This is a genomic window from uncultured Marixanthomonas sp., assembly GCF_963974425.1.
GTDB lineage: Bacteria > Bacteroidota > Bacteroidia > Flavobacteriales > Flavobacteriaceae > Marixanthomonas.
The window spans coordinates 18,641-42,302 of sequence record NZ_CAXBCK010000018.1 but is presented as its reverse complement, the minus strand read 5'-3'; the positions used below and the strand labels follow the sequence as shown (position 1 = coordinate 42,302).

Sequence of the window (23,662 nt, the reverse complement as noted above, 5' to 3'; positions counted from 1 at the left end):
ATTACAAAAAATTACAGAAAACTGTTGTCTTATTGAAACTCGAATGTTAACTTTGTGTTAGAAGTATTGAAATAATTTTTAATGAGCAAGCTTTCAGAAATTGTTGATTCTCTTGAAAATAGAATTAGTAAGTTATTGCACAGATACGAAAAACTGAGGCAACAAAACACTAGATTAGAAGAAGAACTCAGCGTTTTACGTTCACAAAAGGAAGAATCTGAAAAAGAAATTGAAACCCTGCGTGAAAAATGCAGTTCGTTAAAAATGGCAAATTCAATGCTTGGCAGCGACCAATATAAAAGAGATACAAAGCTCAAGATAAATGCTTTAGTTCGGGAAATTGACCAATGTATTACCCAGCTTTCTGAATAAAAAGATAAAAAGAAGATGTCGAACCAATTAAAAATAAAACTTTCTATTGCTGATAGGGTATATCCATTAACAATAAACCCTTCACAAGAAGAGGGGCTGCGATTAGCCACTAAGAAAATAGAAGAAATGATTAAACGGTTTGAAAAAAGCTATGCCGTAAGGGACAAACAAGATGTATTGGCCATGTGTGCCTTGCAATTTGCAGCCCAGGTAGAGCAAAAACAGATAGATAAAACAAATGACAAGCAGGAAATGGAGGAAAAGCTAGAGGCTTTAAACCAATTACTGCAAGAGCACCTGTCATAAACGTTCTTTTCATAACAAAGGTTACTGCCTGCATTAATATCTTTTTGGTAAACTCAACACTAATTCTTATAAGAAGGGTGAGTTAAAGCTGTTAAAACGAGCCGTCTTTGAGCGGATGTTTGACCAGTTTGTTAGCCCTAAACTTTCTTTTAGGAGTTTATTCAAAACACATTAGTGCAGGCTTTTTTTATATATAAAGTTTAAATTATGGACAATATGGTTACCCTAATAATAGTGGGAATTGTAGCTTTAGCAATAGGCTTTTTAATAGCTAAGCTAATAGAGCGTAATAACTCTTCCCATTTAATAAAATCAGCGAAGAAAAATGCAGCTTCTATTTTAAAAGAAGCCAAAACCGAAGCTGAGTCAATTAAAAAAGACAAAATATTACAAGCGAAGGAAAAATTCATCGAGCTTAAATCGGAACACGAAAAAGTGATTAATAAGCGCGAATCTAAAATGGGTGATGCTGAAAAGCGTACCAAAGATAAAGAATCTCAGGTTTCTAGTGAATTAGCAAAATCTAAAAAGCTAAATTCACAAATTGAAGGCAAAAAGAAAGAATATGATGAACGACTAGACTTTCTTGAAAAGAAACAAAATGAAGTTGAAAAATTGCATAAAAGTCAAATTGAGCAATTGGAGGTTATTTCAAGCCTATCGGCAGAAGAAGCAAAATCACAATTGGTTGAAAGCTTAAAAGATGAAGCCAAAACTGACGCTATGAAATTTGTGCAGTCTTCTATCGACGAAGCCAAAATGACGGCACAGCAAGAAGCCAAGAAAATTGTAATTAACACAATACAACGAATAGGTACTGAGGAAGCGATTGACAATTGTGTGTCCGTATTCAACTTGGAAAGCGATGATGTTAAAGGACGTATTATTGGTAGAGAAGGACGAAACATTCGTGCGATTGAAGCTGCTACTGGTGTAGAAATTATTGTTGACGATACTCCAGAGGCTATTATCCTGTCGTGTTTCGACTCTGTACGTAGGGAAGTGGCGCGATTATCGTTGCATAAATTAGTGACCGATGGTCGTATTCACCCAGCACGTATTGAAGAAGTAGTAAAAAAGACTTCAAAACAAATTGAAGATGAAATATTAGAAGTTGGTAAACGTACAGTAATCGATTTAGGTATCCACGGCTTAAGCCCTGAATTAATTAAAGCGGTTGGTAGAATGCGCTACCGTTCTTCGTATGGCCAAAACTTATTACATCACTCACGTGAAGTTGCTAGATTGTGCGGGGTAATGGCTTCAGAGTTAGGCTTAAATCCAAAACTAGCTAAAAGAGCTGGTTTATTACACGACATTGGTAAAGTGCCAGAAACCGAAACAGAAGTACCTCACGCAATCTTAGGAATGCAATGGGCCGAAAAATATGGTGAAAAACCAGAAGTATGTAATGCCATTGGTGCTCACCACGACGAAATTGAAATGACAAGCCTATTGTCACCAATCGTTCAAGTATGTGATGCAATAAGCGGTGCTCGTCCAGGTGCTCGCCGTCAAGTATTAGATTCGTATATTCAACGTCTTAAAGATTTAGAAGATATAGCTTTTGGTTTTAACGGTGTGAATAAAGCGTATGCTATTCAAGCGGGCCGTGAACTTAGAGTTATGGTAGAGAGTGAAAAAGTGAGCGATGAAAGAGCAGCGCAACTTTCTTTTGAAATATCTCAGAAAATTCAAACTGATATGACGTATCCAGGACAAGTTAAAGTAACTGTAATACGAGAAACAAGAGCTGTTAACGTTGCCAAGTAGTTGGTAGTTGTTAGTCGGTAGATGGTAATTAGCTCTCCGACTCCGGTCAGAACAAGTTAATAAGGCTGTTTTAAATTATATTCAAATAAAAAACCAAGAGTCAAAAGCTCTTGGTTTTTTGTGATTCATTGTGTTGAGATTTTTAAAACCTCGAGTTTATTTTAATCATTATAAATGTTATCATAGCCTTTTTCTGGGCATTCAAAAAACTTGCCTGTTATAAATCTGTAATTCTTGTTTAGGCTTTTAATGGTTTTTAAATCTTCCTTATCCAACTCTAAGCTGGCAGCTTGAAAGTTATCTTTAATGTGTTCTTTACTGGCAGATTTTGGTATAGTCGCTGTTCCACGTTGGGTGTGCCAATTAATTAATACTTGAGCTGTTGAAGCGCCGTTCTTTCTTGCAATTTCTTTAATTTCATCAATTTCCATCAAATTTGGTTCGTCTTCACCTTTCATCGCAGCACTTCTATCGCCAGAACCTAATGGAGAATAGGCAGTCATTAAGATATTTTCATTTTTACAAAAATCGACCAAATCATCTTGTTGTAAGTACGGGTGCATTTCTACTTGGTTCATTTCGGGTTTTATTTCAGCTTTTGAAATAAGATCTTTTAATTTTTCCTTACTGAAATTAGAAACCCCTATATGTTTAGCATGACCAGTTTTTTTAGCTTTTTCCATCTGCTTCCAAGTTTCTATAATAGGAGCTTCATCTGCTGAAACATAATCTGAAGGCTTTGAAGGTTGTCCTACTCCAGATTTAAAAGCCACTGGCCAATGGATTAAATATAAGTCTAGGTAATCTAATTTTAGTTTGTTTAAAGAGTCTTCAATTGCGGGAATTACCTGACCTTCTTGATGAGCATCATTCCAAAGTTTAGATGTAATAAATACATCTTCTCTTAAAATATTACCTTCTGCAAAAACTTCGGCTAACGCTTCTCCAATAACTTCTTCATTTCCGTATACGGCTGCCGTATCAATATGTCTGTAACCAGCATATAAAGCTTCTTTTACAGCATTTTTCACGTCGCTTCCAGTTGCTTTCCAAGTTCCTAATCCTATGGCGTGCATCGTGTCGCCATTGTCAAATTTCAGTGTTTTCATAATCTAATTTCTTTTTTGTTTAAGATACAAAACACTCGTTTTTATAGAAAGAAGATGTTAGCTTTTAGCGTTTTTTTAACCCTATTTCCGGGGATGGTACTTATTAATCACTTCAGTAAGGTGGGTAGTGTCAACATGCGTGTATATTTCAGTAGTAGTAATACTTTCATGACCTAGCATCTGCTGTATAGACCGTAAATCGGCTCCATTTTCAAGTAAATGTGTAGCAAATGAATGTCGAAAAGTATGCGGACTTATCTTTTTTTGAATTCCTATTTTTTCAGCCAACTGTTTTACGATGGTAAAAATCATGGCTCGTGTAAGCGGGTTTCCTCTTCGGTTTAAGAATAAGTTGTCTTCCGCTTTTGGTTGAATAGGTGTGTGAATACGCACTTCATTTTTATAAATATTGATGTATTTTATGGTATTTCCGCCAATGGGCACAAAACGTTCTTTATCACCTTTTCCAGAAACTTTTATAAATCCTTCATCGAAGAACAAGTCTGATATTTTTAAACTAGTTAATTCAGAAACACGCAAACCGCATGCATACAAGGTTTCTAGTATGGCACGGTTTCGCTCGCCTTGCGGGTGGTACAAATCAATAGCTTCAATTAAGGAATCTATTTCTTCGGTTGATAGCGTGTCGGGCAGTTTCCGGGCAATTTTTGGGCTTTCAATGAGCTCTAAAGGGTTTGTTTGTCGATATTCTTCAAAAACAAGATAATTGAAGAACCCACGCAAGCCTGAAATAACTCGGCTTTGCGATTGTGGTTTCATTTCTTTCGCAATCGTATAAATAAATTGTTGCACGGTTTCTTCTGAAATAGATATAGGGGATTCGTTAATTTCTACTTCAGAAAGCCATTTTATTAGCTTTTTAAGGTCTAATGAATAATTTTTAATGGAATTGGCTGAGAGACCACGCTCTATGCGTAAGTAGTCTTGATAGTCGTTTAAAGCTTGTTGCCAATTCATAGTACGATATTACTAAATATAGCGGTATTAAAAAATAATAAATGGTGAGATACGTTATTTCTTGTATATTGTATAATACAAACTTAAAAAACAAATACTATGAAAAAACTGATTTTTGCCGTTCTGGCAGTGATTACTATTACAACAACTCAAGCTCAAGGTCTTGACCTGGGTATAAAAGCTGGAGTTAATTTTGCCACTTTGACGGATGCTAGTGGGTTAGATAACCGTACTGGATTTGTTGCTGGTGCTTTTGTCGGCGCAAAATTGGGTGATAAATTTGGCATACAGGCAGACTTACTGTATTCGCAACAAGGTGCAGAATTTGATGCAGGGGAATTTAACCTAGATTATGTTAATGTGCCCATTGTTGCAAAGATTTATCTTACAGACAAGTTTAATGTTCATGTAGGACCACAATTTGGTGTGCTTGTGAATGATGAAGCGCAAACTGTTATAGGAGAGGTGATTAATGACATTGGTACAAACGAATTTGATGTGTCTGGAGTAGTAGGTGTTGGCTTTGATGTACCATTAGGGTTACGATTAGAGGGGCGTTATAACTTTGGTTTAACTGATGTACCTGAAGAAAGTGGCGCAGATTTTAATAAAAGTAAAAACAGTGTATTCACATTATCACTAGGTTATAGTTTCCTTTAAGAGCCTTTAATAAAAGCTTATAAAAGTCTTAATACTTTTTTTATAGTCTTCACTTTAGATTTGTCCAAAATTTAAAAACAAGAACTATGAAAAAAGTATTTTTTATTGCTGTACTTGCAGTATTTGGAGTAACAGCAACACAAGCACAGGAAGTAAGATTAGGAGCTAAAGGTGGTGTAAACTTCTCCTCTTTTTCAGGAGATGGTTTTGATGCCTTTGACGATCCTGAAGGTAGAACCAGTTTTCATATCGGCGCCTTTGCAGAGATTCCATTAAGTGAACGATTTTCTATTCAGCCCGAGGTTTTATATTCTGGGCAAGGATTCGATTTAATAAGTAGGGAAGGTGCTGACGATACAGAAGTACAATTAGATTACATAAATGTACCAGTAATGGCAAAGGTGTATATAGTTGAAGGATTGTATGCTGAGGCAGGACCACAAATTGGTTTTAATGTAAAAAGTGAAATTGACACCGACCCTGATGATGTTGATTCTGGAGATGTTACAATTGATGAAGATGTTATTAATGATGTTGATTTTTCAGTAGGAGTAGGAGCTGGGTATCAATTTAATAATGGATTATTTTTAAATGCTCGTTATAACTTTGGTTTAACCGATGTGTTTAACAATGAAGATTTGCTAATTGATAGTGATGCTAAAAATTCAGTATTTGCTGTATCAGCGGGTTATTCATTCTAAAATGTGAAACACTTTAGAGAAAAAGCAGGGTTATAACCCTGCTTTTTTTATTGATATTCATAAATATATAACTTTAAGGAAGTTATATATTTATGAATATCATAAAAATTTTAGTACATTTATCTTATTAACTAATCAAAAACACAATTTTATTATGAAAAAACTATTACTTATGACAGCTTTAGCTGTATTCGGATTAACAACTACTAACGCTCAAGAAGTCCGGTTAGGGGCTAAAGCAGGTGCTAACTTTGCCTCAATTGGTGGCGATGAAACTGATGACTTAGACGGGAGGACAAGCTTCCATATTGGTGGTCTTGTTGAAATTCCTATTTCAGAAGTTTTTTCTGTGCAACCAGAATTACTTTACTCTTCACAAGGAGCGAAAATAGAAGAAAGCTTTGAAGGTGGTACTATTGAAAGTAAAACCAAGTTAGATTATATTAATGTTCCTATTATGGCAAAGTTTTATGTGGCCGATGGGTTTAGTATAGAAGCAGGACCGCAGGTAGGTTTTTTGGTATCTGCTAATGCTGAAACTGAATTTAGTGGTGATTTTGGAGATATAGAAATTGAAGGTGATGGTGAAGATGATATTTCAGACTTTGTATCAGGAATCGATTTAGGAATTGGAGCTGGAGCTTCCTATCGCTTAACCAACGGTGTTTTCTTTGGTGCAAGGTACGTACTTGGTTTATCCAATATTAACGATGGTGAAGGGGCCGATGATTTTAAACAACAAAACAACGTGATTCAACTTTCAGCTGGATATTCTTTCTAATTTCTAAGAAAAGATTGTATTCAATAAATCTAAAGCAGAAGTGTAAGGCTTCTGCTTTTTTATTTAGTTATTTTGAAGTAAACATAGAGTTTGCCCTTCATTTCTACACTTTCAATATATAAACACTTAAAAACAGAGAGAAACAGATTACGTTCTTTTAGTTTCTGAAATATAGTGTACCTTCATACAAATAATTCTAATTTTTAAAAAACAGATGATCAAACACTTAAGATATAAAGTGTTTTTAATGGCTTATACAAACTGTTTTTTTTAAGAATACTTTAATAGCTCTAGTTACATTTCAGGATACATTTGCGGGTTCTAATATAAACCTAATAATGATGAGAAATTTTTTTTTAGTAACTGCTTTAGCAGTATTTGGATTAGCGAATGTAACCGCTCAAATTGAAGCACCTACCTACGGCTTTGATCAAGGCGATATATTTTTGGAAGGAAATATTCAGTATAATGCTACAAACAACAGAAATACTGAAGTAGAAACCAGTAATTTTAACATCAGCCCGAAAGCTGGTTATTTCCTTAACAGTGATTTTGCATTTGGAGTGGAAGCTTCTTATGGTCAGAACAAGGAAACTGAAGAAGATATTGAGACGACTAACTCAAATCTTTCTGCAGGAATTTTTGGCCGCTATTATTTTTTAGATCTTGGTAAGCGTTTTAAAACTTTTACCGAACTAGGTGTAAACTACTTGCATACTAAAACTGAAATAGATGGTGTTGACGATGATTTAAAAGCCAATGGCTTTGGTGCAGGTCTTGGCCTTGGGATTAACTATTTTGTAAATGACAATATTGCGATTACTTTTGGGTTGTCAGATTTAATATCGTATCAATCTGTAAAAGCAGATATAGACGGTGCTAAAGCTGTTAGTCAAACCAATGCAGATATCAATATTATCGATAACTTTTTTGACACGGCTCAGTTTGGATTGTTGTTCAAATTGTAATCAAATAGTTTTATAATTCATTTTATAAAGAAAGCAAGGGCATATCGTCCTTGCTTTTTTATTTTCTATCTTTGAGGTATGAAATGCCCATAAACAATTTGTAAACTAACTGAAGATAAAAAGGGCATTCCATCTTCCAGTTTATCAAATATTTTAAACAGATGAAAATAATCATCATTAACGGTCCTAACTTAAATCTGCTTGGTAAACGTGAAACCGACGTCTATGGCGATCAATCGTTTCAGGATTTTTTTACTCAACTTCAGTTTAAACATACAGAAGTAGAATTACAACAATTTCAATCTAATATTGAAGGCGAATTGATCGATAAGTTACAAGAAGTGGGCTACGATTACGATGGTATTATTTTAAATGCAGCCGCTTATACGCATACTTCTATTGGGATTGGCGATGCGGTAAAGGCAATTGAAACTCCTGTTGTTGAAGTGCATATCTCTAATACTTTTTCAAGAGAAGATTTTAGGCATAAATCATACATTTCTCCAAATGCACAAGGTATAATTTTGGGTTTTGGTTTACAAAGTTATGAGTTGGCATTACAAAGTTTTTTTACTGAAAAATAATGAAACAAACCTATCTAAATTGGAGTTCTGGTAAAGATTCGGCATTGGCGTATTATCTTTTAAAAAATAATCCTGATTATAACGTTTCAAAATTAGTTACCACTATAAATACAGCTGTAAGTCGTGTCTCTATGCACGGTTTGCAAGAGGCATTGTTAGATGCTCAAGCGAAAAGTATGGGACTCCCGCTTCAGAAAATATACTTGCCGAAAGATACTTCTATGCAGCTTTATAATTCTAAAATGCAAGAAGCAACTCAAAAATTAATGTCAGAAGGATTTACCCACGCTGCTTTTGGTGATATTTTTTTGGAAGATTTAAAAAAGTATAGAGAGGAACAATTAGAAAAAGTAGGTTTACAAACTATTTTCCCACTGTGGGAAAAAGACACTACCGCGATAATGAAAGAGTTTTTAAGCCTCGGTTTTAAAGCTTTTACCGTCTGCGTTAATGCAAAACTATTAGATGAATCGTTTGTGGGAAGAGAAGTGAACGAACAGTTTTTAACGGATTTACCCGATACGGTAGACCCGTGTGGTGAAAATGGCGAATTTCATACGTTTGTGTACGATGGGCCAATTTTTAACCATCCAATTTCTTTTGAAATAGGGGAGAAGGTGTTAAAAGGCTATAGTCCTTCAAAAGAGGACGATGACGATTGTTTTACTGGTGATACTAAAAGCTGGGACACACAGTTTTGGTACTGTGATTTACTTCCAAATAATATAGCATAATGTCCGGTCGAGCTCAGTCGAGACCTCATTGGCAGTCGGTAATTTATAGTTCTCGACTGCGCTCGAACAGACAGGCTATAAATGAATTACTTCATCGTAAGCAGCAGCTGTTGCTTCCATCACCGCCTCACTCATCGTTGGGTGTGGGTGAACTGCTTTTAATACTTCGTGTCCTGTAGTTTCTAGCTTTCTACCTAAAACGGCTTCAGCAATCATATCGGTTACACCGGCACCAATCATATGGCAACCTAACCATTCGCCGTATTTGGCGTCATAAATTACTTTTACGAAACCATCTTTTGTTCCGGCAGCACTGGCTTTCCCACTAGCAGAAAACGGGAATTTACCAATTTTAAGTTCATAACCAGCTTCTTTAGCTTGCTTCTCTGTCATACCTACGCTTGCAATTTCAGGCGTTGCATACGTACAACCTGGGATGTTTCCGTAGTCAATAGCTTCTACGTTCATTCCAGCAATTTTTTCAACACAAGTTATTCCTTCAGCAGAAGCAACGTGAGCTAAAGCTTGTCCAGGAACAGCATCACCAATAGCGTAATAGCCAGGAATGTTAGTTTGGTAATAATCGTTTACCATAATCTTACCTTTATCGGTAACAATACCAACATCTTCCAAGCCAATGTTTTCAATATTTGCGGCAATACCAACTGCGGAAAGTACAATATCTGCTTCAAGCGTTTCTTCGCCTTTTTTGGTTTTTACAGTCGCTTTTACCGTTTTACCAGAGGTGTCCACTTTTTCTACGGAAGAATTTGTCATTACCTTAATCCCCGCTTTTTTGAAGGACTTTTCAAACTGCTTTGAAACGTCTTCGTCTTCTAATGGAACTAAGTTTGGTAAAAATTCTACAATGGTAACTTCGGTACCCATAGCGTTATAAAAATGAGCAAACTCAACACCAATGGCGCCACTACCTACAACAATCATCTTTTTAGGTTGCTTGTCTAATGACATAGCTTCACGGTATCCAATTACTTTTTTACCGTCTTGTTTTAAATTAGGCAACTCACGAGAACGCGCTCCGGTTGCAATAATTATATGATCGGCTGTATATTCTTTTCCATCAAGATCAACCTTTTTACCTGGTTTCAGCTTTCCGAAACCATCAATAACGTCAATTTTGTTCTTTTTCATTAAGAATTGAACACCTTTACTCATTCCATTGGCAACGCCACGGCTACGTTCAATTACTTTTCCGAAGTCTTTATCAGCACCTTTTACTGTAAGACCGTAGTCTTCGGCGTGGTTTAAATAATCAAAAACCTGCGCACTTTTTAATAGTGCTTTAGTTGGTATACAACCCCAGTTAAGGCAAACGCCTCCAAGGCTTTCTTTTTCAATAACAGCTGTTTTTAAGCCTAATTGTGAAGCCCTGATTGCAGCAACATAGCCTCCGGGACCACTTCCTAAAACGATTACGTCGTATTTACTCATTTCGTTGTTTTATGTCGTTATTTTGAAGCTACGAATTTACAAAATGTAACTGTAATGAAATAAGAAAGCTGTAAAAAACAATTAGCGAACTTAAAACCATCCGCTTTTAATTTTTATAAAGTTGATTGTTAAAGCGGAGTTAAAAATATTTTTGTATATTTAGCAATGGCTCCCCTTACTACTAACCAAAAATTTATTTTATTATGAAAAATTCTAAAAAAATCCTTACCCCCCCCCCCTCAAACTATTATTGATCTTTTTGTTGTTTGGTAATTTTATGAATGCTCAAACACTAAGTGATTTTTGTGCCACTATTGAAGACACAACACTTGATCCAGCCAATGTTTATAGCTACTCGGCAGATCCCGCTACATTAGATGATTGCCAACCCATTGTTGTGAATATCTTTTTCTGGGGAGTTAACAGGCCAAATGGACAAAATGACTATCCGGAACGGGAACACACGACATTGGAGGCTGTAGCAAACTTGAATATAGTGTACAATGAATTTGGTATTTATTTTAAATACCGGGGCTACGAAGAATTTGACAGTCCAGCAATTCAGAATGACCCCAATGGCTATTATATACTTGAAAGCACAGGTGATTTTCATCATTTAACCAGTTGGGCGGCTAACAATGGGTACAAAAAAAACGACGCCTTTAATGTATATGCCTACGGTTGGGGTAATGGCTTTGGTGGTATTTCCCCGGGACTCAACGCAACCACAACAGGACTTTCTTCTGGGCATTTGGCTACAGAATCCCGTATTCCAGTTCATGAAATTGGGCATAATCTTAGCATTCGTCACACCAGGAGCTGTGGCTCCAACTGCGAACATGTAACACGTGATCCCAACGATCCTAACTTTAATGCAGATGTTACGGCAGACCGTGTGGTAGATACTGCTGCAATGCCATGTTCGTTTAGGGACCCCAGCTGTGATTGCTACCCGGATATCAATCCACTTACCTGTCAATATACTGGTAATGGCACTGATTGTCAAAACAATCCCTATCAAATATTCCCAGAGGATTTAAAAAACGCGATGTCCAATGCCAACCTCTGCCCGGAAAACCTATTAACCATGGGACAGGGCATCCGTGCCCGCGAAGCATTAATCGCCGATACCCAAGGAAACTATGCGCCTACTCTTACCACCATAGAATCGTTATATGAACCCTATGCTGGTGAATATTACGATGTAGGCCCAGAACAAGATCCAAAAGATAAGCCACTATTCCAGCCAGGATTTAATTATAAATTTTATAGATGCTGCTGCGACTACCCACAACCATCAGATTTTAACGATGTATCTTTTGAATATGGGGGTGTTAACCCTATATTGTCAATTTCAAAATATGAAACGGATTTTGATGTAATAACCCACCCCAATCATACGGCTATATGGATTGATATGGAACTGTGCGATTATAACGGACAGAATGTACGGAAGTGTTACGATAACTGGAACAGAGCTGCCGATGACGGGAGCGTTACCAAATTCAATGACGGAGTTTTTAATACAAATGTAACGGTTATGCCTAAAGACTCTCAAAGTATCAATGACCCAGACTTGGTCAACGATTTAGATTCAGGACTATATAAAATAGAGAAAAACTACAACGATGGCTCGACGGATGAAACCGTTATCCATAAAAACAACAATTAACAGAAATTAAATAGAAATAAAGGCTATCCATGTACAAGGGGTAGCCTTTTTAAAATATATTGATGATATGAAAAATATATGTGTAGGTGTAATTGTTTTTTTCTGTTCTTTTTTAACTACGGCGCAATCCTTTGGACCACAAGATATTATAAGTGAAAACATACAAAATGTAGGAGCTGTAAGCGCGGCAGATATAAACGGTGACGGTAACAACGATGTGTTGGTTTCTTATTTTGATGGTATTAGTTGGTTTGAAAATATGGATGGTGCGGGTATGTTTGGCTCAGAACAACCTTTGACCACAGGTTTAGGGCAAAGTTTTTCAATAGTGGCTGCCGATATAGACAACGATGGGGATATGGATGTATTGGCTACTTCTTTTGACAATAGATTGGTCATGTGGTTTGAAAATACCGATGGGCAAGGAAACTTTGGTACGCAGCAAATAATAGATGACAATGGAACAGGAGAAGGAGCAGATAACGCAATCGCTGCCGATGTGGATGGCGATGGGGATTTGGATGTTATTGCTGGATTTAATTTGGATTATGTAGCTTGGTATATAAACTTAGACGGTACAGGCAACTTTGGCCCTAGGCAAGTGATTACCAATACTGTCACCAACGGGCGTTCCATACAAGCTGCCGACTTTGATGGTGATGGGGATATAGATATTGCCACTTCCTCTTCTGGTAGCATTACGGTGGCTTGGTTTGAAAACACCGATGGAGAGGGCACTTTTGGCCCAGTACAGATAATTTCAGGAGCGGCATCAGCTGTTGAAACCATATTTGTAGTGGATCTGGATGGCGATGACGATATGGATATTGTAGCAGGAACACCAGCAGACGACATTATTTCTTGGTATGAAAACACTGATGGTTTGGGTTCTTTTGGATCCATCCAAATTATTTCCAACGAAGCTGTCTTTATCCGGGATGTGCTTTCTATTGATGTGGACAATGATGGGGATATGGATGTAGTTTCAGCTTCAGCTGAAGATGATAAAATAGCTTGGTATGAGAATGTAGATGGTACAGGTAGTTTTGGAGGACAACAGATAATAGACTCCAACCTCGAAAACCCGAGAACGTTGTATGCTGCCGATCTGGATGGGGATGGCTATAAGGATGTGCTTTCGGGCACTCGAACCATCGAGCCTACAGCTAAACTAGTATGGTATAAAAACCAGACTGATTTGGGTATTGGGGAAAACAATGGTATTGATGTACTGTTATACCCAAACCCGGTAAAGAATATTCTCTATATTAGTGCCCAATCAACAGCCATAAACAGTATAACGGTTTATACCGTATTGGGTGAAGCGGTATTAAAAACAGGGGTTTTTGACAATTCAATTAATCTGTCAAGTTTGCCAACGGGTACTTACTTTGTAAAGATTGAAACAGATGCGGGAAGTATTACAAAGGAGGTTATTAAAGAGTAATATTCCAAAACAAGAGGCATCAAATTCCAAATTTTGATAATTTAGAACCTAATGCCATCTCCATTCATGGAAAGAATGTTACTTTTTGTCAAAATCTACTGAAAGGGAATTCACACAAAATCGTTGTCCAGTTTCGGTAGGGCCATCATTAAAAACATGCCCTAAATGGCTTCCGCAGGTAGCGCATAGAATTTCTGTACGGATCATTCCTAAAGAAGTATCACGAACATATTCTACAGCGCCGTCAATGGCTTCATCAAAAGAAGGCCAGCCACAACTACTTTCAAACTTGTTATCGCTTTTGAATAAAGGAGTGTTACAAGCTCCACATTCGTAGGTGCCATTTTCAAAATGAATATTATACTTACCGGTGTGTGGGCGTTCTGTGCCAGCTTCACGAAGAATTCGATAACGCTCGTCACCTAACTCTTCTCGCCATTCGGCTTCGCTTTTTTGTATGGAATATTTGTTATTACTCATCTTTTACTGGTATAAAGTCTAAAGCGGCCCCATTAATACAGTGTCTTTTTCCTGTGGTTTCCTGAGGGCCATCGTTAAAAACGTGCCCTAAGTGACCACCACAAGTGGCACAATGCTCTTCATTACGACTGTACCCTAATTTATTGTCAGTTGAAAATTCTACATTTCCTTCAATAAACCGATCAAAACTTGGCCATCCGGTTCCGCTTTTAAATTTGTTTTCACTTTTATACAAAGGGGTTCCACAAGCAGCACATACGTATGTTCCTTTGTCTTTATTACTGTTTAATTCGCTAGAAAAAGGGCGTTCGGTGCCTGCTTCCCGTAGTACATGGTATTCCATATCTGTTAGCTCTGCTTTCCATTCAGCATCGGTTTTGGTAACCTCGTATTCCTTTTGTTCTTTTTTATCTTGTGCTTTGGAGTTACAGCTAAATAGTACTACACTACACAGTAAAAAAATGATCTTTTTCATAGTTTATTTTTCAAGGTTAATGACTTCAATTTCTGAATTGCTCATAATCTCATTCTTTGCCAAATCTGCAGTTGCAAATTCGGCTAAGACTATGGCAATTCTAACTATTTGGTCGTTTTGATACTTTGAACCTAACTGTGAAAATTTATAATTGAATGTTAAAAGTTTCAATAGCTTCGTCCATGCTCATTTTTGCATCTGCAAACTCTGCTGGGACAACTACAAAACGAAACGTTTGGTTGTCTGTAAAGTCTAATGGGAGTGTTTGCGGATCATAATTACCATCTATTAAAACCTGAACATCTACAAATGTTTGCAGATGGATATATTGAATAACTTCACCATTGCTCAAATAAAAGTTCTGAGGAAGCTGAGTCCATACGTCAAAGCCATCTTCATCTACAGCTTCTAAACGATAAGCTAATACAGCATCACTTTCAAAAACTTCAAATGGATATGAAAAACGATCTGTTTGATACAAGTTGTCTTGTGAATTAAAATTGAAAGTAGTTGTTACTTCAAAAGTTTGAGCTAAAAAATCATCTCCTGGAGGACCAGCAGGTCCTGGATCGCCCTCACACGATGTAAATATAAAAGTAGTTGAAAGCGCTAAAAATAAAAGTATCTGTTTCATGATTTGTTTGTTTTAATTGGTAATATATCAAAAGCTATTCCAGTTTTTATATAAATTTTAATAAAAAGCAGTAGTTTTATTTTTAACTTTAAATTTGAAACGTAAAATAACTTACAATGAATTATAAAAAAACACTATCTCTACTAACAGTACTTGCTTTTGCTGTAGCCTGTAGTACTAATCCATTTACAGGGAAAAAGACCTTAGCATTGGTACCGAATTCACAGATATTACCGATGGCTTTTCAGCAATATGATCAGTTTTTAAATGAAAATAAAGTTGTTACAGGGACAGCGGATGCGCAAATGATTCAAAAAGTAGGTCAAAAAATTGCTGCAGCTTCCGAGCGTTACTTAACGGCCAATGGGTATGCTGGATATTTAAAAAATTATCGATGGGAGTATAACCTAGTGCAAGACGATGCAGTAAACGCTTGGTGTATGCCAGGAGGTAAAATTGTTTTTTATACAGGTATTTTACCCGTTACCCAAAACGAAGCAGGTGTAGCAGCCGTTATGGGGCACGAAGTGGCACATGCATTGGCCAATCACGGACAACAGCGAATGAGCGCCGGGCAATTGCAACAATTGGGAGCCGTAGCAGGAAACTTAGCATTGGCCAATAATCCTGAAAATCAACAATTATTTAATCAGTATTATGGTGTTGGATCTCAAGTCGGGGTTATGCTACCTTTTAGCCGAAGCAATGAGACCGAAGCCGATAAAATAGGCTTAACTTTAATGGCCATTGCTGGCTATGAACCTGCTGTAGCAGCAGATTTATGGCAACGTATGCAACAACAAGGAGGCGGAGCACCGCCAGAAATATTAAGTACCCACCCATCTAACGATACGCGTATAAATAATATACAAAGTTGGGCCGCTGGCGCAAAAGTAGAAGCTCGTAAATTTGGTGTAACTACTTTTAAGAAATAAGTTTTTAAATAGAATAAATTCAAGTAATTTAGTCCCGTTCAGTTAGTAATTTGAACGGGACTTTCTTTTATTCGTAAAAATTAAAATATGACCAACTTACCAAAGGGCAGCAAGAAACTTTTAAATGCTTGGGCTGTTTACGACTGGGCCAACTCAGTTTATAATTTAGTCATTTCTTCGGCTATTTTCCCCATTTTTTATGGTGCTTTAACGCTAGTAAAAGACGAAAATGGTAATATACTGGACGATACCATTACTTTTTTAGGGTTTGACTTTAATAACGATACGCTTATTAGCTACGTTACTGCAGCTGCTTTTTTAGTAGTTTCTATTTTAAGTCCGTTATTAAGTGGGGTTGCCGATTATGTTGGGAATAAGAAAATTTTTATGAAATTTTTCTGCTATTTAGGAGCTGTTTCGTGTATTGGTCTCTTTTGGTTTTATTTAGACCATTTATGGTTTGGCTTACTGTGTTACTTTTTAGCTCTGATTGGGTTTTGGGCTAGTTTGGTTTTTTATAATTCGTATTTACCAGATATTGCTTTCCCTGAACAGCAAGATAAAATTAGTGCCAAAGGATATTCATTAGGATATATAGGGAGTGTTATATTGTTGTGTATATGTTTGGCGATGATCTTGATGCATGAAACTTTCGGTTTTGAAGATGAAGGGTTACCAACGCGCTTGTCATTTGTATTGACCGGGGTTTGGTGGATTGGATTTAGTCAGTACACCTATTATTATCTTCCAAAGGGCAACAAAAAACAAAAATTTACAAAACACCTTCTTTTCAACGGATTTAAGGAACTAAAGAAAATTTGGAATAATCTAGGCGAAAACAAAAGTCTAAAACGCTATCTCACCGCTTTCTTTGTTTATAGTATGGCCGTACAAACTATTATGCTGGTCGCTACGTATTTTGGGATAGAAGAACTAGATTGGGGCGAAACCGATGTTACTGTTGGATTAATAGTAAGTATATTATTAATACAATTAGTAGCGGTTTTAGGAGCCTTTTTAACGTCCCGTGCTTCTGCGAAATTCGGAAATATTAATACATTAATTGTTTTGAATATTATTTGGATTTGCATCTGTATATACGCTTACTCGATTACGACACCCGAACAGTTCTATGTTACAGCTGGGTTTGTAGGTTTGGTAATGGGCGGAATTCAATCGCTCTCGCGTTCAACTTATTCTAAATTAATCCCGGAAGGAGCGGTCGATACGGCTTCGTACTTTAGCTTTTATGATGTGGCTGAAAAAATTGGAATTGTAATCGGGATGTTTAGTTATGGCTTTGTAGCTCAAATAACAGGTAGCATTCGGTATGCAATATTATTTTTTATATTATTTTTCGCCGTAGGACTTATACTGTTGTTTCGTGTACCACGAAAGTTGGAAGTTTCAGAGTAAAGAAAATCCTAAAAAAATATTGAAAACATCTTTTTAGGATTTGTATTTAATTTTCATTGTGTTGGTGTCTGAGTGTCCTAACGATAGGTGGGAAGTATTGAAGAGACAGCATGTAAACTACATCGATTTAATGGTTCCGCTTCCCAAAACCTTGGTATCGCTTTTTGATGGATTTCCTTTATAAGAAATATCGCCAGATCCATTTACTCGCGCTTTTATACTTTCTTTTGCTGAAACGGTTGCATCTCCAGAACCAGAAACATATACTTCAGTAGCATTGGCTTCAAAACTTCTACCGTCAAAATCACCACTACCGCTTAGTTTCAGTTCAAAGTCATCGGTGTTTCCGCTTAGTTTCATATCACCAGATCCAACTATTTTTGCATGGAAGGAGTTTGATTCCACATTCAAAATAATATCACCAGAGCCTACTAAACTTGTTTCAAAATCATCAGTTTTAATTATATTAGTAGAAGTAATATCGCCAGAACCAACTAATTTCACTACAGAAAGATCTTGAAACGGAACCGTTACATCAATTCCTTTTTTAGTGCTAATGGAATGTCCTTTTTTTACTGAAATTGTCAAGGTGTTACCACTTGTGCTAATATCTAAATGTTCGTGTATGTTGTTGTCTGTTGAAACGGTGATGGAACCCTCTTTGCCGCTAACAAGGGTTACATCCATAGATCCAGTTACGTGTACGTTGTCATAATCACCTGTTGAAACGGTTTTCGTGGTTACATTTCCATCTCCTTTAACTTTTGAATTATTCCAGTTTTGTGCAAGTGCCTGTTGTCCTGTTATTGACAGTAAAAAAACAATAAGTACGCTTTTTGATAGTGTTTTCATGTGTTTATTTGGTTTTTAATTTTTATTAAAAGTAACTCCGCCATAATCGGAATTTATATGTACAGTATTTCCAGAGCTTTGTGTTCCGTGATATCCACTATAATTTCTACTGCTATAATCTTTTGATGATTTTAAAACTGTTACATCTTCTTCGCCTTTTAAGCTAGCATATGATAAATCTACGACGAAATCAAAATTATAACCGCTATCAAACCCAAGTTTAATACCTGTGTAATCTGCTTTTATAGTGACATCTTTTGCGGTATTTGTGATATTTTCTACTCTAATAGATCCATAACCAGTATTTAAATTTAATGAACCTGTTACAGTTTCTATTTGATTATTTACATAATCACCTTTCCCTATTACTTTTTGTGCTTTACCTATAATTACTTTTCCGTAATCGCAATTATAGTTAATGCTTTGAGCTTCTAAAATTTCAGACTTTGTATAATCTGCGGTTAACTCTAAACGTTCTGTTTTTTCTAAGGTAAACCCTGAATAATCTGCGTTAATACGGCCGCTTTTCATATAACCAATAGTAGATTTATCTGTATAATCAAAAGTTAGGGAGTTATCATCTGCCAGTAGTTCACCAATGATTAATTGACCATAATCACAGTTTATTTTGGCGTTACCTTTAAGTTTATTGATATGGATGGCGCCATAATCATTATTCAAATCCACTGTATTTGTAATAGGCAGTTTAATAGAATAATTGACTTCTACCGAAACATTGCTTTTAGTATTGCTTCCCCACCAGCTCCAGCCAGACTTTTTTTCGTTAAAAATAGTTTCAGCATTCACTAATGAAGCATTTCCGTTAAGCTCGATATTAATTTCTTTGAGCCGTTCAATAACTTTTTCTTCGTTATCGCCATTGGTTTTAATGGTAACTTCAATAACCGTTCGGTTTTCGGTCCAGGTTACAATATCTATGTTTCCATAACTGTTATTCACGTTAAGACCGGCACCTGAGTTTACGTTAAATTCTTTTTTAACGGTCTTCTCTTTGGTGTATTTTCCTTTCATTTTACCATCTGTGGCAATAGCCAATGTAGGTAGCAATAAAAGAAAAAGTAGTGTTTTAGATTGTATTTTCATTTCTATTTGCTTTAAGTGTTTTAATTTCTTCAATAGTTTTAATTACGTTTTCCAAAAGATCGATCCTGTTTTGGAAATTGGTGATCATCGCATAAATTACTCGTTTGTCATTTCCGCTTTCTGTGAGATCGCCTTTTAAGGTTTCATATTCTTTCTCGAGCAGTTCTATTTGTGTTAGCGCGTCAGTAACCAGTTCTTTGGTTTCAGGACTTTCAAAGCTTTTTAAAGTTTGTAACTCCTTGTTGATGGCGGTCGTAAAAAAAGATTGTGTTTTCTGCATCTCCGGGGAAACACTGGCTAAATCGCTAGCTTGTGCTTCGGTATTCTGAAATAAAAATCCAAGCGCTAAGATTACAGCTATACTTGCAACAATACTTAACGGTTTCCACCAGCTTATTTTTTCAACATCTTTCTCTTCTGAAATATTTTTGCCAGTTTCAGTTTGTACGTTCAATTTTGCTAAAAATCTTTTTTGATGTCCTTGTGGTGTGTCGTGCACGTCAAAATCTGTTCGGTTTTGTTCAAATAAAGTATCTATATCATCTTTTTTCATGACGCAATTTTTAATTTTTTCCGTAAGCTTTCTTTAGCTCGTGAAACTAATGTTCTGCAATTTGCATAGGTAATGTCCAGTATTTCGCACATTTCTTCATAATCATACCCTTCAATTAAATGAAGCGTTAATACTTGTTGGTAGCTACTGTGTAAACTACTCATACAACTTAATACAGCTGCTGCCTTTTCATTGCTATAATCGTTTTCTGTAATTCCAGAAGTCGCTTCTACTGTTGCAGCGATAGTTTCATCTGGCAAATCGATAAAACGTTGTTGTTTTTTGTATTGTGAAATACTGTTGTTTACCACAATCCGTTTTAACCAAGCTCCAAAAGTTGCCGTTCCTTTAAAAGATTCCAGTTTGCTGAAGGCGGTTATAAAAGATTCTTGCATAATATCTTCTGCTTCTGCAGTATCTTTTACAATCCGCACGGCTACATTGTACATGGCACGTTGATAGCGGTTGTACACTTCTAATTGTGCTAAATGGTTTCCTTTTTTACAAAGAACTAGTAATGAGTCAATATGTTGGTCGGTCAATGTCAAAAACAATCTTGTTTAATTTAAAGATAGGTATTGTTTAAAATTGTTACAGTTCTTATTAATTTTTTTTTGGATTATCAATAACCCTAATTTTAAGGTTCGGCATTAATTGTTTTATCTACGATGGATTATTAAGATTGCTTGTCCATCAAGATTGTATGTTTAATTTATCTATAGCAAAGCCATAGATACTCCATAGATACTCCATAGATAGTTCATTGTTTTGTAGGAAAAAAAATAAGTTTGTAGGAAGAAACAAGAAATGAAAAAATAAAACAAACCAATAAAAAACATAAAAGGCTTTTTGAATATAAATAAATAATGGAACGACAAATCAAATGGGTTTATGATACGAAAAATTGAATAGAAAAGTAAAGGAGAATATAAACCCTAATTTTCTATTCAAGTAGTATTCTTTTCAAGCATAGAATTCACTCAGTTTATAAAAAAACGCAAAGAAGGGTAAAAATATAGCTTGTATTGGCATAACTATTGAATATTATAGTTTAGAGACCGATAGGCATAACGCTAAGCACTTGGTTTCCATAAAAACAAGTATAAAGAATTATTTAAAAACAGCTATTGTGCACCTTTTTTAGTGACACAATGTCTTAAAATAGTATATGGCCCATTCAAAAGTTAAAACATTAGACAGTTTGTCATTGCAAGAATTAGAGCAAGATGCCGAGTTAATCCCTTTAATGACGGCTGAAGACGAAGATGCAATGAATAAAGAAGAATTACCGGAAATACTTCCTATTCTTCCGCTTCGCAATACAGTTTTATTCCCTGGAGTAGTAGTTCCTATTACTGCTGGACGCGATAAATCGATCAAATTAATAAATGAAACCAATAAAGGCAGTAAAACCATTGGAGTTGTTTCTCAAAAGGATGAAGAAGTTGAGGATCCTAATTTAAACGAAATAAACACCGTTGGTACCGTTGCAAAAATTCTTAGGGTTTTAAAAATGCCTGACGGAAATACAACCGTAATCATACAAGGTAAAAAACGCTTTGAAACCACAGAGGTAATTACTACCGAACCGTATATGACGGCCACCATTCGGGAAGTTAAAGAAGCAAAACCTGCTAAAGAAAGCGAAGAGTTTTCTGCAATTATTGATTCTATTAAAGAGATTGCCCTTGAAATTATAAAAGGAAGTCCAAATATTCCTTCGGAGGCGGCTTTTGCTATTAAAAACATTGAAAGCAATTCATTCTTAATAAACTTTGTTTCTTCAAACTTGAACATTTCAGTTAAAGAAAAGCAGAGCTTGCTTGAAATGAACGATCTTAAAGAGCGTGCAATGGAGACGCTTAAATATATGAATGTTGAGTTACAGAAGCTATCATTGCGTAACGACATTCAATCTAAGGTACAAAGTGATATCAATCAACAGCAGCGCGAGTATTTTCTTCAACAACAAATGAAGACCATTCAGGAAGAATTGGGAGGAAATTCCAATGAAGCTGAAATACAAGAAATGCGCGAAAAGGCGAAAGCAAAAAAGTGGGGAGACGAAGTACAGGAGCATTTTGATAAAGAAATCACCAAATTGCAACGTATGAATCCGCAAGTTGCAGAATATAGCATTCAAAGTAACTATTTGGATTTGTTACTTGACTTACCTTGGAATGAATTTAGCACGGATAAATTCGACTTAAAAAGAGCGAGAAAAATTCTAGATCGTGATCATTATGGTTTAGACGATGTTAAAAAACGAATTATTGAATATCTAGCGGTTCTAAAACTTCGGAACGATATGAAATCACCGATACTTTGTTTATACGGACCTCCGGGAGTTGGTAAAACATCGTTAGGTAAATCAATCGCCGAAGCCTTGGGTAGAGAATATGTTAGAATGTCGCTAGGTGGTTTACGGGATGAAGCTGAAATACGCGGACACCGTAAAACCTATATTGGTGCTATGCCGGGACGTATCATTAAGAACATTAAAAAAGCAGAAACCAGTAATCCAGTTTTTGTTTTAGATGAAATTGATAAACTTTCAATAGGAAGCCAAGGAGATCCTTCTTCGGCCATGTTAGAAGTTTTAGACCCAGAACAGAACAATTCTTTTTATGATAATTTCTTAGAGTTAGGCTATGATTTGTCTAAAGTGATGTTTATCGCTACTTCAAATAGCTTAAGCACCATACAACCAGCGCTTCGTGACCGTATGGAAATAATTAATGTTACGGGTTACACCGTCGAAGAAAAAGTTGAAATTGCAAAACGACACTTATTACCAAAACAATTGGAAGAACACGGTCTTACAAAAGACGACCTAAAAATTGGTAAAAAGCAATTAGAAAAAATAGTAGAAGGGTACACTCGTGAAAGTGGTGTTCGTAGCTTAGAAAAGCAAATTGCTAAAATGGTTCGTTATGCTGCAATGAAAATTGCAATGGACGAAGAGTATGAGAAAAAAGTAACCAATGAAATTGTAGTTGACGCATTAGGAAGCCCAAAATTAGAACGAAACAAGTACGAAAATAATGACGTAGCTGGAGTGGTTACTGGATTGGCTTGGACGCGTGTTGGTGGCGATATATTATTTATTGAATCCACACTTTCTAAAGGGAAAGGACAGTTAAATATGACTGGAAACCTTGGTAAGGTGATGAAAGAATCAGCAACCATTGCGTTGGAATATATAAAGTCTAATGCTGAAGAATTAGGCATTTCGCCAGATATTTTCGAGAAATACAATGTGCACGTACACGTTCCAGAAGGAGCTACCCCTAAAGATGGGCCAAGTGCAGGTATAACGATGCTAACCTCGTTAGTTTCCTTGTTTACGCAACGTAAAGTAAAGAAAAGCATTGCGATGACTGGTGAAATTACATTACGTGGAAAAGTACTTCCCGTTGGTGGAATTAAAGAAAAAATATTAGCTGCTAAGCGTGCTCACATTAAAGAAATTTTATTGTGTGAAGATAATAAGCGTGATATAGATGAAATTAAAGCTGAATACTTAAAAGGGTTGACGTTTCATTACGTAAAAGATATGAGCGATGTACTAGATTTAGCACTTACCAAACAAAAGGTTAAGAACGCTAAGAAGCTTTAAAATAATTAATACCCCTTGATAAATCCATTCATAATATAGGTTTTTCAAGGGGTAAAT

General features: G+C 36.1%; 25 protein-coding genes and 1 other RNA gene. 15 read left to right on the top strand and 11 right to left on the bottom strand.

From position 1 onward, the window contains the following. The first annotated feature begins 81 nt into the window (after positions 1–81). The 4 genes from AACZ92_RS06950 to rny all read left to right on the top strand — a co-directional run bounded on the left by AACZ92_RS06950 (position 82) and on the right by rny (position 2,451). Positions 82–372: a hypothetical protein gene (locus tag AACZ92_RS06950; protein WP_339698896.1), complete on the top strand. Its 291-nt coding sequence runs from the start codon at positions 82–84 to the stop codon at positions 370–372. Between the two features lie 15 nt (positions 373–387). Next, positions 388–678, top strand: a complete 291-nt coding sequence (locus AACZ92_RS06945) for a cell division protein ZapA (RefSeq protein WP_117160001.1) — start codon at positions 388–390, stop codon at positions 676–678. A 51-nt stretch (positions 679–729) separates the two neighbouring features. Beyond that, positions 730–837: non-coding RNA, 6S RNA (ssrS, locus tag AACZ92_RS06940), on the top strand. 48 nt (positions 838–885) lie between these two features. Next, positions 886–2,451, top strand: coding sequence for a ribonuclease Y (gene rny, locus AACZ92_RS06935; RefSeq protein WP_339698892.1), 1,566 nt, complete (start codon positions 886–888; stop codon positions 2,449–2,451). Positions 2,452–2,612: 161 nt separating this feature from the next. On the opposite strand, the gene AACZ92_RS06930 is transcribed toward rny, so the two are convergent. Next, on the bottom strand, positions 2,613–3,560 hold the full coding sequence (locus AACZ92_RS06930; protein ID WP_339698890.1) for an aldo/keto reductase: 948 nt from the start codon (positions 3,558–3,560) through the stop codon (positions 2,613–2,615). 81 nt (positions 3,561–3,641) lie between these two features. Beyond that, positions 3,642–4,538: a site-specific tyrosine recombinase XerD gene (gene xerD, locus AACZ92_RS06925; RefSeq protein ID WP_339698888.1), complete on the bottom strand. Its 897-nt coding sequence runs from the start codon at positions 4,536–4,538 to the stop codon at positions 3,642–3,644. Between the two features lie 99 nt (positions 4,539–4,637). Here xerD and AACZ92_RS06920 point away from each other — a divergent pair, with 99 nt between their 5' ends. The 6 genes from AACZ92_RS06920 to AACZ92_RS06895 all read left to right on the top strand — a co-directional run bounded on the left by AACZ92_RS06920 (position 4,638) and on the right by AACZ92_RS06895 (position 8,966). After that, the gene (locus AACZ92_RS06920; RefSeq protein WP_339698886.1) at positions 4,638–5,198 is read left to right on the top strand and encodes a porin family protein; all 561 of its coding nucleotides are present in this window, start codon (positions 4,638–4,640) and stop codon (positions 5,196–5,198) included. An 86-nt stretch (positions 5,199–5,284) separates the two neighbouring features. Beyond that, a complete protein-coding gene (locus AACZ92_RS06915) occupies positions 5,285–5,899 on the top strand; it encodes a porin family protein (protein ID WP_339698883.1) in 615 nt (204 codons plus the stop codon). A 154-nt stretch (positions 5,900–6,053) separates the two neighbouring features. Continuing rightward, positions 6,054–6,680, top strand: coding sequence for a porin family protein (locus AACZ92_RS06910; protein WP_339698880.1), 627 nt, complete (start codon positions 6,054–6,056; stop codon positions 6,678–6,680). A gap of 341 nt (positions 6,681–7,021) precedes the next feature. Beyond that, entirely contained in the window at positions 7,022–7,648 is a 627-nt protein-coding gene (locus tag AACZ92_RS06905) for an outer membrane beta-barrel protein (protein WP_339698877.1), read from the top strand. A 161-nt stretch (positions 7,649–7,809) separates the two neighbouring features. Beyond that, positions 7,810–8,232, top strand: coding sequence for a type II 3-dehydroquinate dehydratase (gene aroQ / locus AACZ92_RS06900; protein ID WP_339698874.1), 423 nt, complete (start codon positions 7,810–7,812; stop codon positions 8,230–8,232). Beyond that, the gene (locus tag AACZ92_RS06895; RefSeq protein ID WP_339698871.1) at positions 8,232–8,966 is read left to right on the top strand and encodes a diphthine--ammonia ligase; all 735 of its coding nucleotides are present in this window, start codon (positions 8,232–8,234) and stop codon (positions 8,964–8,966) included. Before aroQ ends, AACZ92_RS06895 begins: the two co-directional genes overlap by 1 nt. 75 nt (positions 8,967–9,041) lie before the next feature. Here AACZ92_RS06895 and lpdA read toward each other — a convergent pair whose 3' ends face one another. Beyond that, on the bottom strand, positions 9,042–10,418 hold the full coding sequence (gene lpdA / locus AACZ92_RS06890; RefSeq protein WP_339698868.1) for a dihydrolipoyl dehydrogenase: 1,377 nt from the start codon (positions 10,416–10,418) through the stop codon (positions 9,042–9,044). A gap of 277 nt (positions 10,419–10,695) precedes the next feature. Between lpdA and AACZ92_RS06885 the strand changes: the two genes are divergently transcribed. Both AACZ92_RS06885 and AACZ92_RS06880 read left to right on the top strand, forming a co-directional pair. Next, positions 10,696–12,090, top strand: a complete 1,395-nt coding sequence (locus AACZ92_RS06885; protein WP_339698865.1) for a hypothetical protein — start codon at positions 10,696–10,698, stop codon at positions 12,088–12,090. Between the two features lie 67 nt (positions 12,091–12,157). After that, on the top strand, positions 12,158–13,537 hold the full coding sequence (locus tag AACZ92_RS06880) for a T9SS type A sorting domain-containing protein (RefSeq protein ID WP_339698862.1): 1,380 nt from the start codon (positions 12,158–12,160) through the stop codon (positions 13,535–13,537). Positions 13,538–13,615: 78 nt separating this feature from the next. On the opposite strand, the gene msrB (AACZ92_RS06875) is transcribed toward AACZ92_RS06880, so the two are convergent. The 4 genes from msrB (AACZ92_RS06875) to AACZ92_RS06860 are packed head-to-tail and all read right to left on the bottom strand — an operon-like array spanning position 13,616 to position 15,126. Continuing rightward, the gene (gene msrB / locus AACZ92_RS06875; protein WP_339698859.1) at positions 13,616–14,017 is read right to left on the bottom strand and encodes a peptide-methionine (R)-S-oxide reductase MsrB; all 402 of its coding nucleotides are present in this window, start codon (positions 14,015–14,017) and stop codon (positions 13,616–13,618) included. Continuing rightward, positions 14,010–14,492: a peptide-methionine (R)-S-oxide reductase MsrB gene (gene msrB / locus AACZ92_RS06870; RefSeq protein ID WP_339698856.1), complete on the bottom strand. Its 483-nt coding sequence runs from the start codon at positions 14,490–14,492 to the stop codon at positions 14,010–14,012. The genes msrB (AACZ92_RS06875) and msrB (AACZ92_RS06870) overlap by 8 nt, the downstream gene beginning before the upstream one ends. 3 nt (positions 14,493–14,495) lie before the next feature. After that, positions 14,496–14,663 (bottom strand): hypothetical protein, encoded by a 168-nt coding sequence (locus AACZ92_RS06865; protein ID WP_339698854.1) that lies wholly within the window; start codon positions 14,661–14,663, stop codon positions 14,496–14,498. Further along, the gene (locus AACZ92_RS06860; RefSeq protein WP_339698852.1) at positions 14,638–15,126 is read right to left on the bottom strand and encodes a collagen-like protein; all 489 of its coding nucleotides are present in this window, start codon (positions 15,124–15,126) and stop codon (positions 14,638–14,640) included. The genes AACZ92_RS06865 and AACZ92_RS06860 overlap by 26 nt, the downstream gene beginning before the upstream one ends. A 116-nt stretch (positions 15,127–15,242) precedes the next feature. Between AACZ92_RS06860 and AACZ92_RS06855 the strand changes: the two genes are divergently transcribed. Further along, positions 15,243–16,061, top strand: coding sequence for a M48 family metallopeptidase (locus AACZ92_RS06855; RefSeq protein ID WP_339698850.1), 819 nt, complete (start codon positions 15,243–15,245; stop codon positions 16,059–16,061). 87 nt (positions 16,062–16,148) lie between these two features. Beyond that, positions 16,149–17,477 (top strand): MFS transporter, encoded by a 1,329-nt coding sequence (locus tag AACZ92_RS06850; RefSeq protein ID WP_339698847.1) that lies wholly within the window; start codon positions 16,149–16,151, stop codon positions 17,475–17,477. Between the two features lie 117 nt (positions 17,478–17,594). Here the strand turns inward: AACZ92_RS06850 and AACZ92_RS06845 are convergent, their stop codons facing one another. Genes AACZ92_RS06845 through AACZ92_RS06830 form a run of 4 tightly spaced genes read right to left on the bottom strand, consistent with a single transcriptional unit; the run spans position 17,595 to position 20,534 of the window. Next, positions 17,595–18,329: a head GIN domain-containing protein gene (locus AACZ92_RS06845; protein WP_339698844.1), complete on the bottom strand. Its 735-nt coding sequence runs from the start codon at positions 18,327–18,329 to the stop codon at positions 17,595–17,597. 15 nt (positions 18,330–18,344) lie between these two features. Then, on the bottom strand, positions 18,345–19,433 hold the full coding sequence (locus AACZ92_RS06840; RefSeq protein WP_339698841.1) for a hypothetical protein: 1,089 nt from the start codon (positions 19,431–19,433) through the stop codon (positions 18,345–18,347). Next, complete coding sequence (locus AACZ92_RS06835) at positions 19,417–19,986, bottom strand: hypothetical protein (RefSeq protein WP_339698838.1); 570 nt, start codon at positions 19,984–19,986, stop codon at positions 19,417–19,419. Before AACZ92_RS06835 ends, AACZ92_RS06840 begins: the two co-directional genes overlap by 17 nt. Continuing rightward, positions 19,983–20,534 carry an RNA polymerase sigma factor gene (locus AACZ92_RS06830; RefSeq protein ID WP_339698835.1) on the bottom strand — a complete coding sequence of 184 codons (552 nt, stop codon included), beginning with the start codon at positions 20,532–20,534 and terminating at the stop codon, positions 19,983–19,985. The genes AACZ92_RS06835 and AACZ92_RS06830 overlap by 4 nt, the downstream gene beginning before the upstream one ends. A gap of 620 nt (positions 20,535–21,154) precedes the next feature. Here AACZ92_RS06830 and lon point away from each other — a divergent pair. Then, a complete protein-coding gene (gene lon, locus AACZ92_RS06825) occupies positions 21,155–23,605 on the top strand; it encodes an endopeptidase La (protein ID WP_339698832.1) in 2,451 nt (816 codons plus the stop codon). Positions 23,606–23,662: the final 57 nt, after the last annotated feature.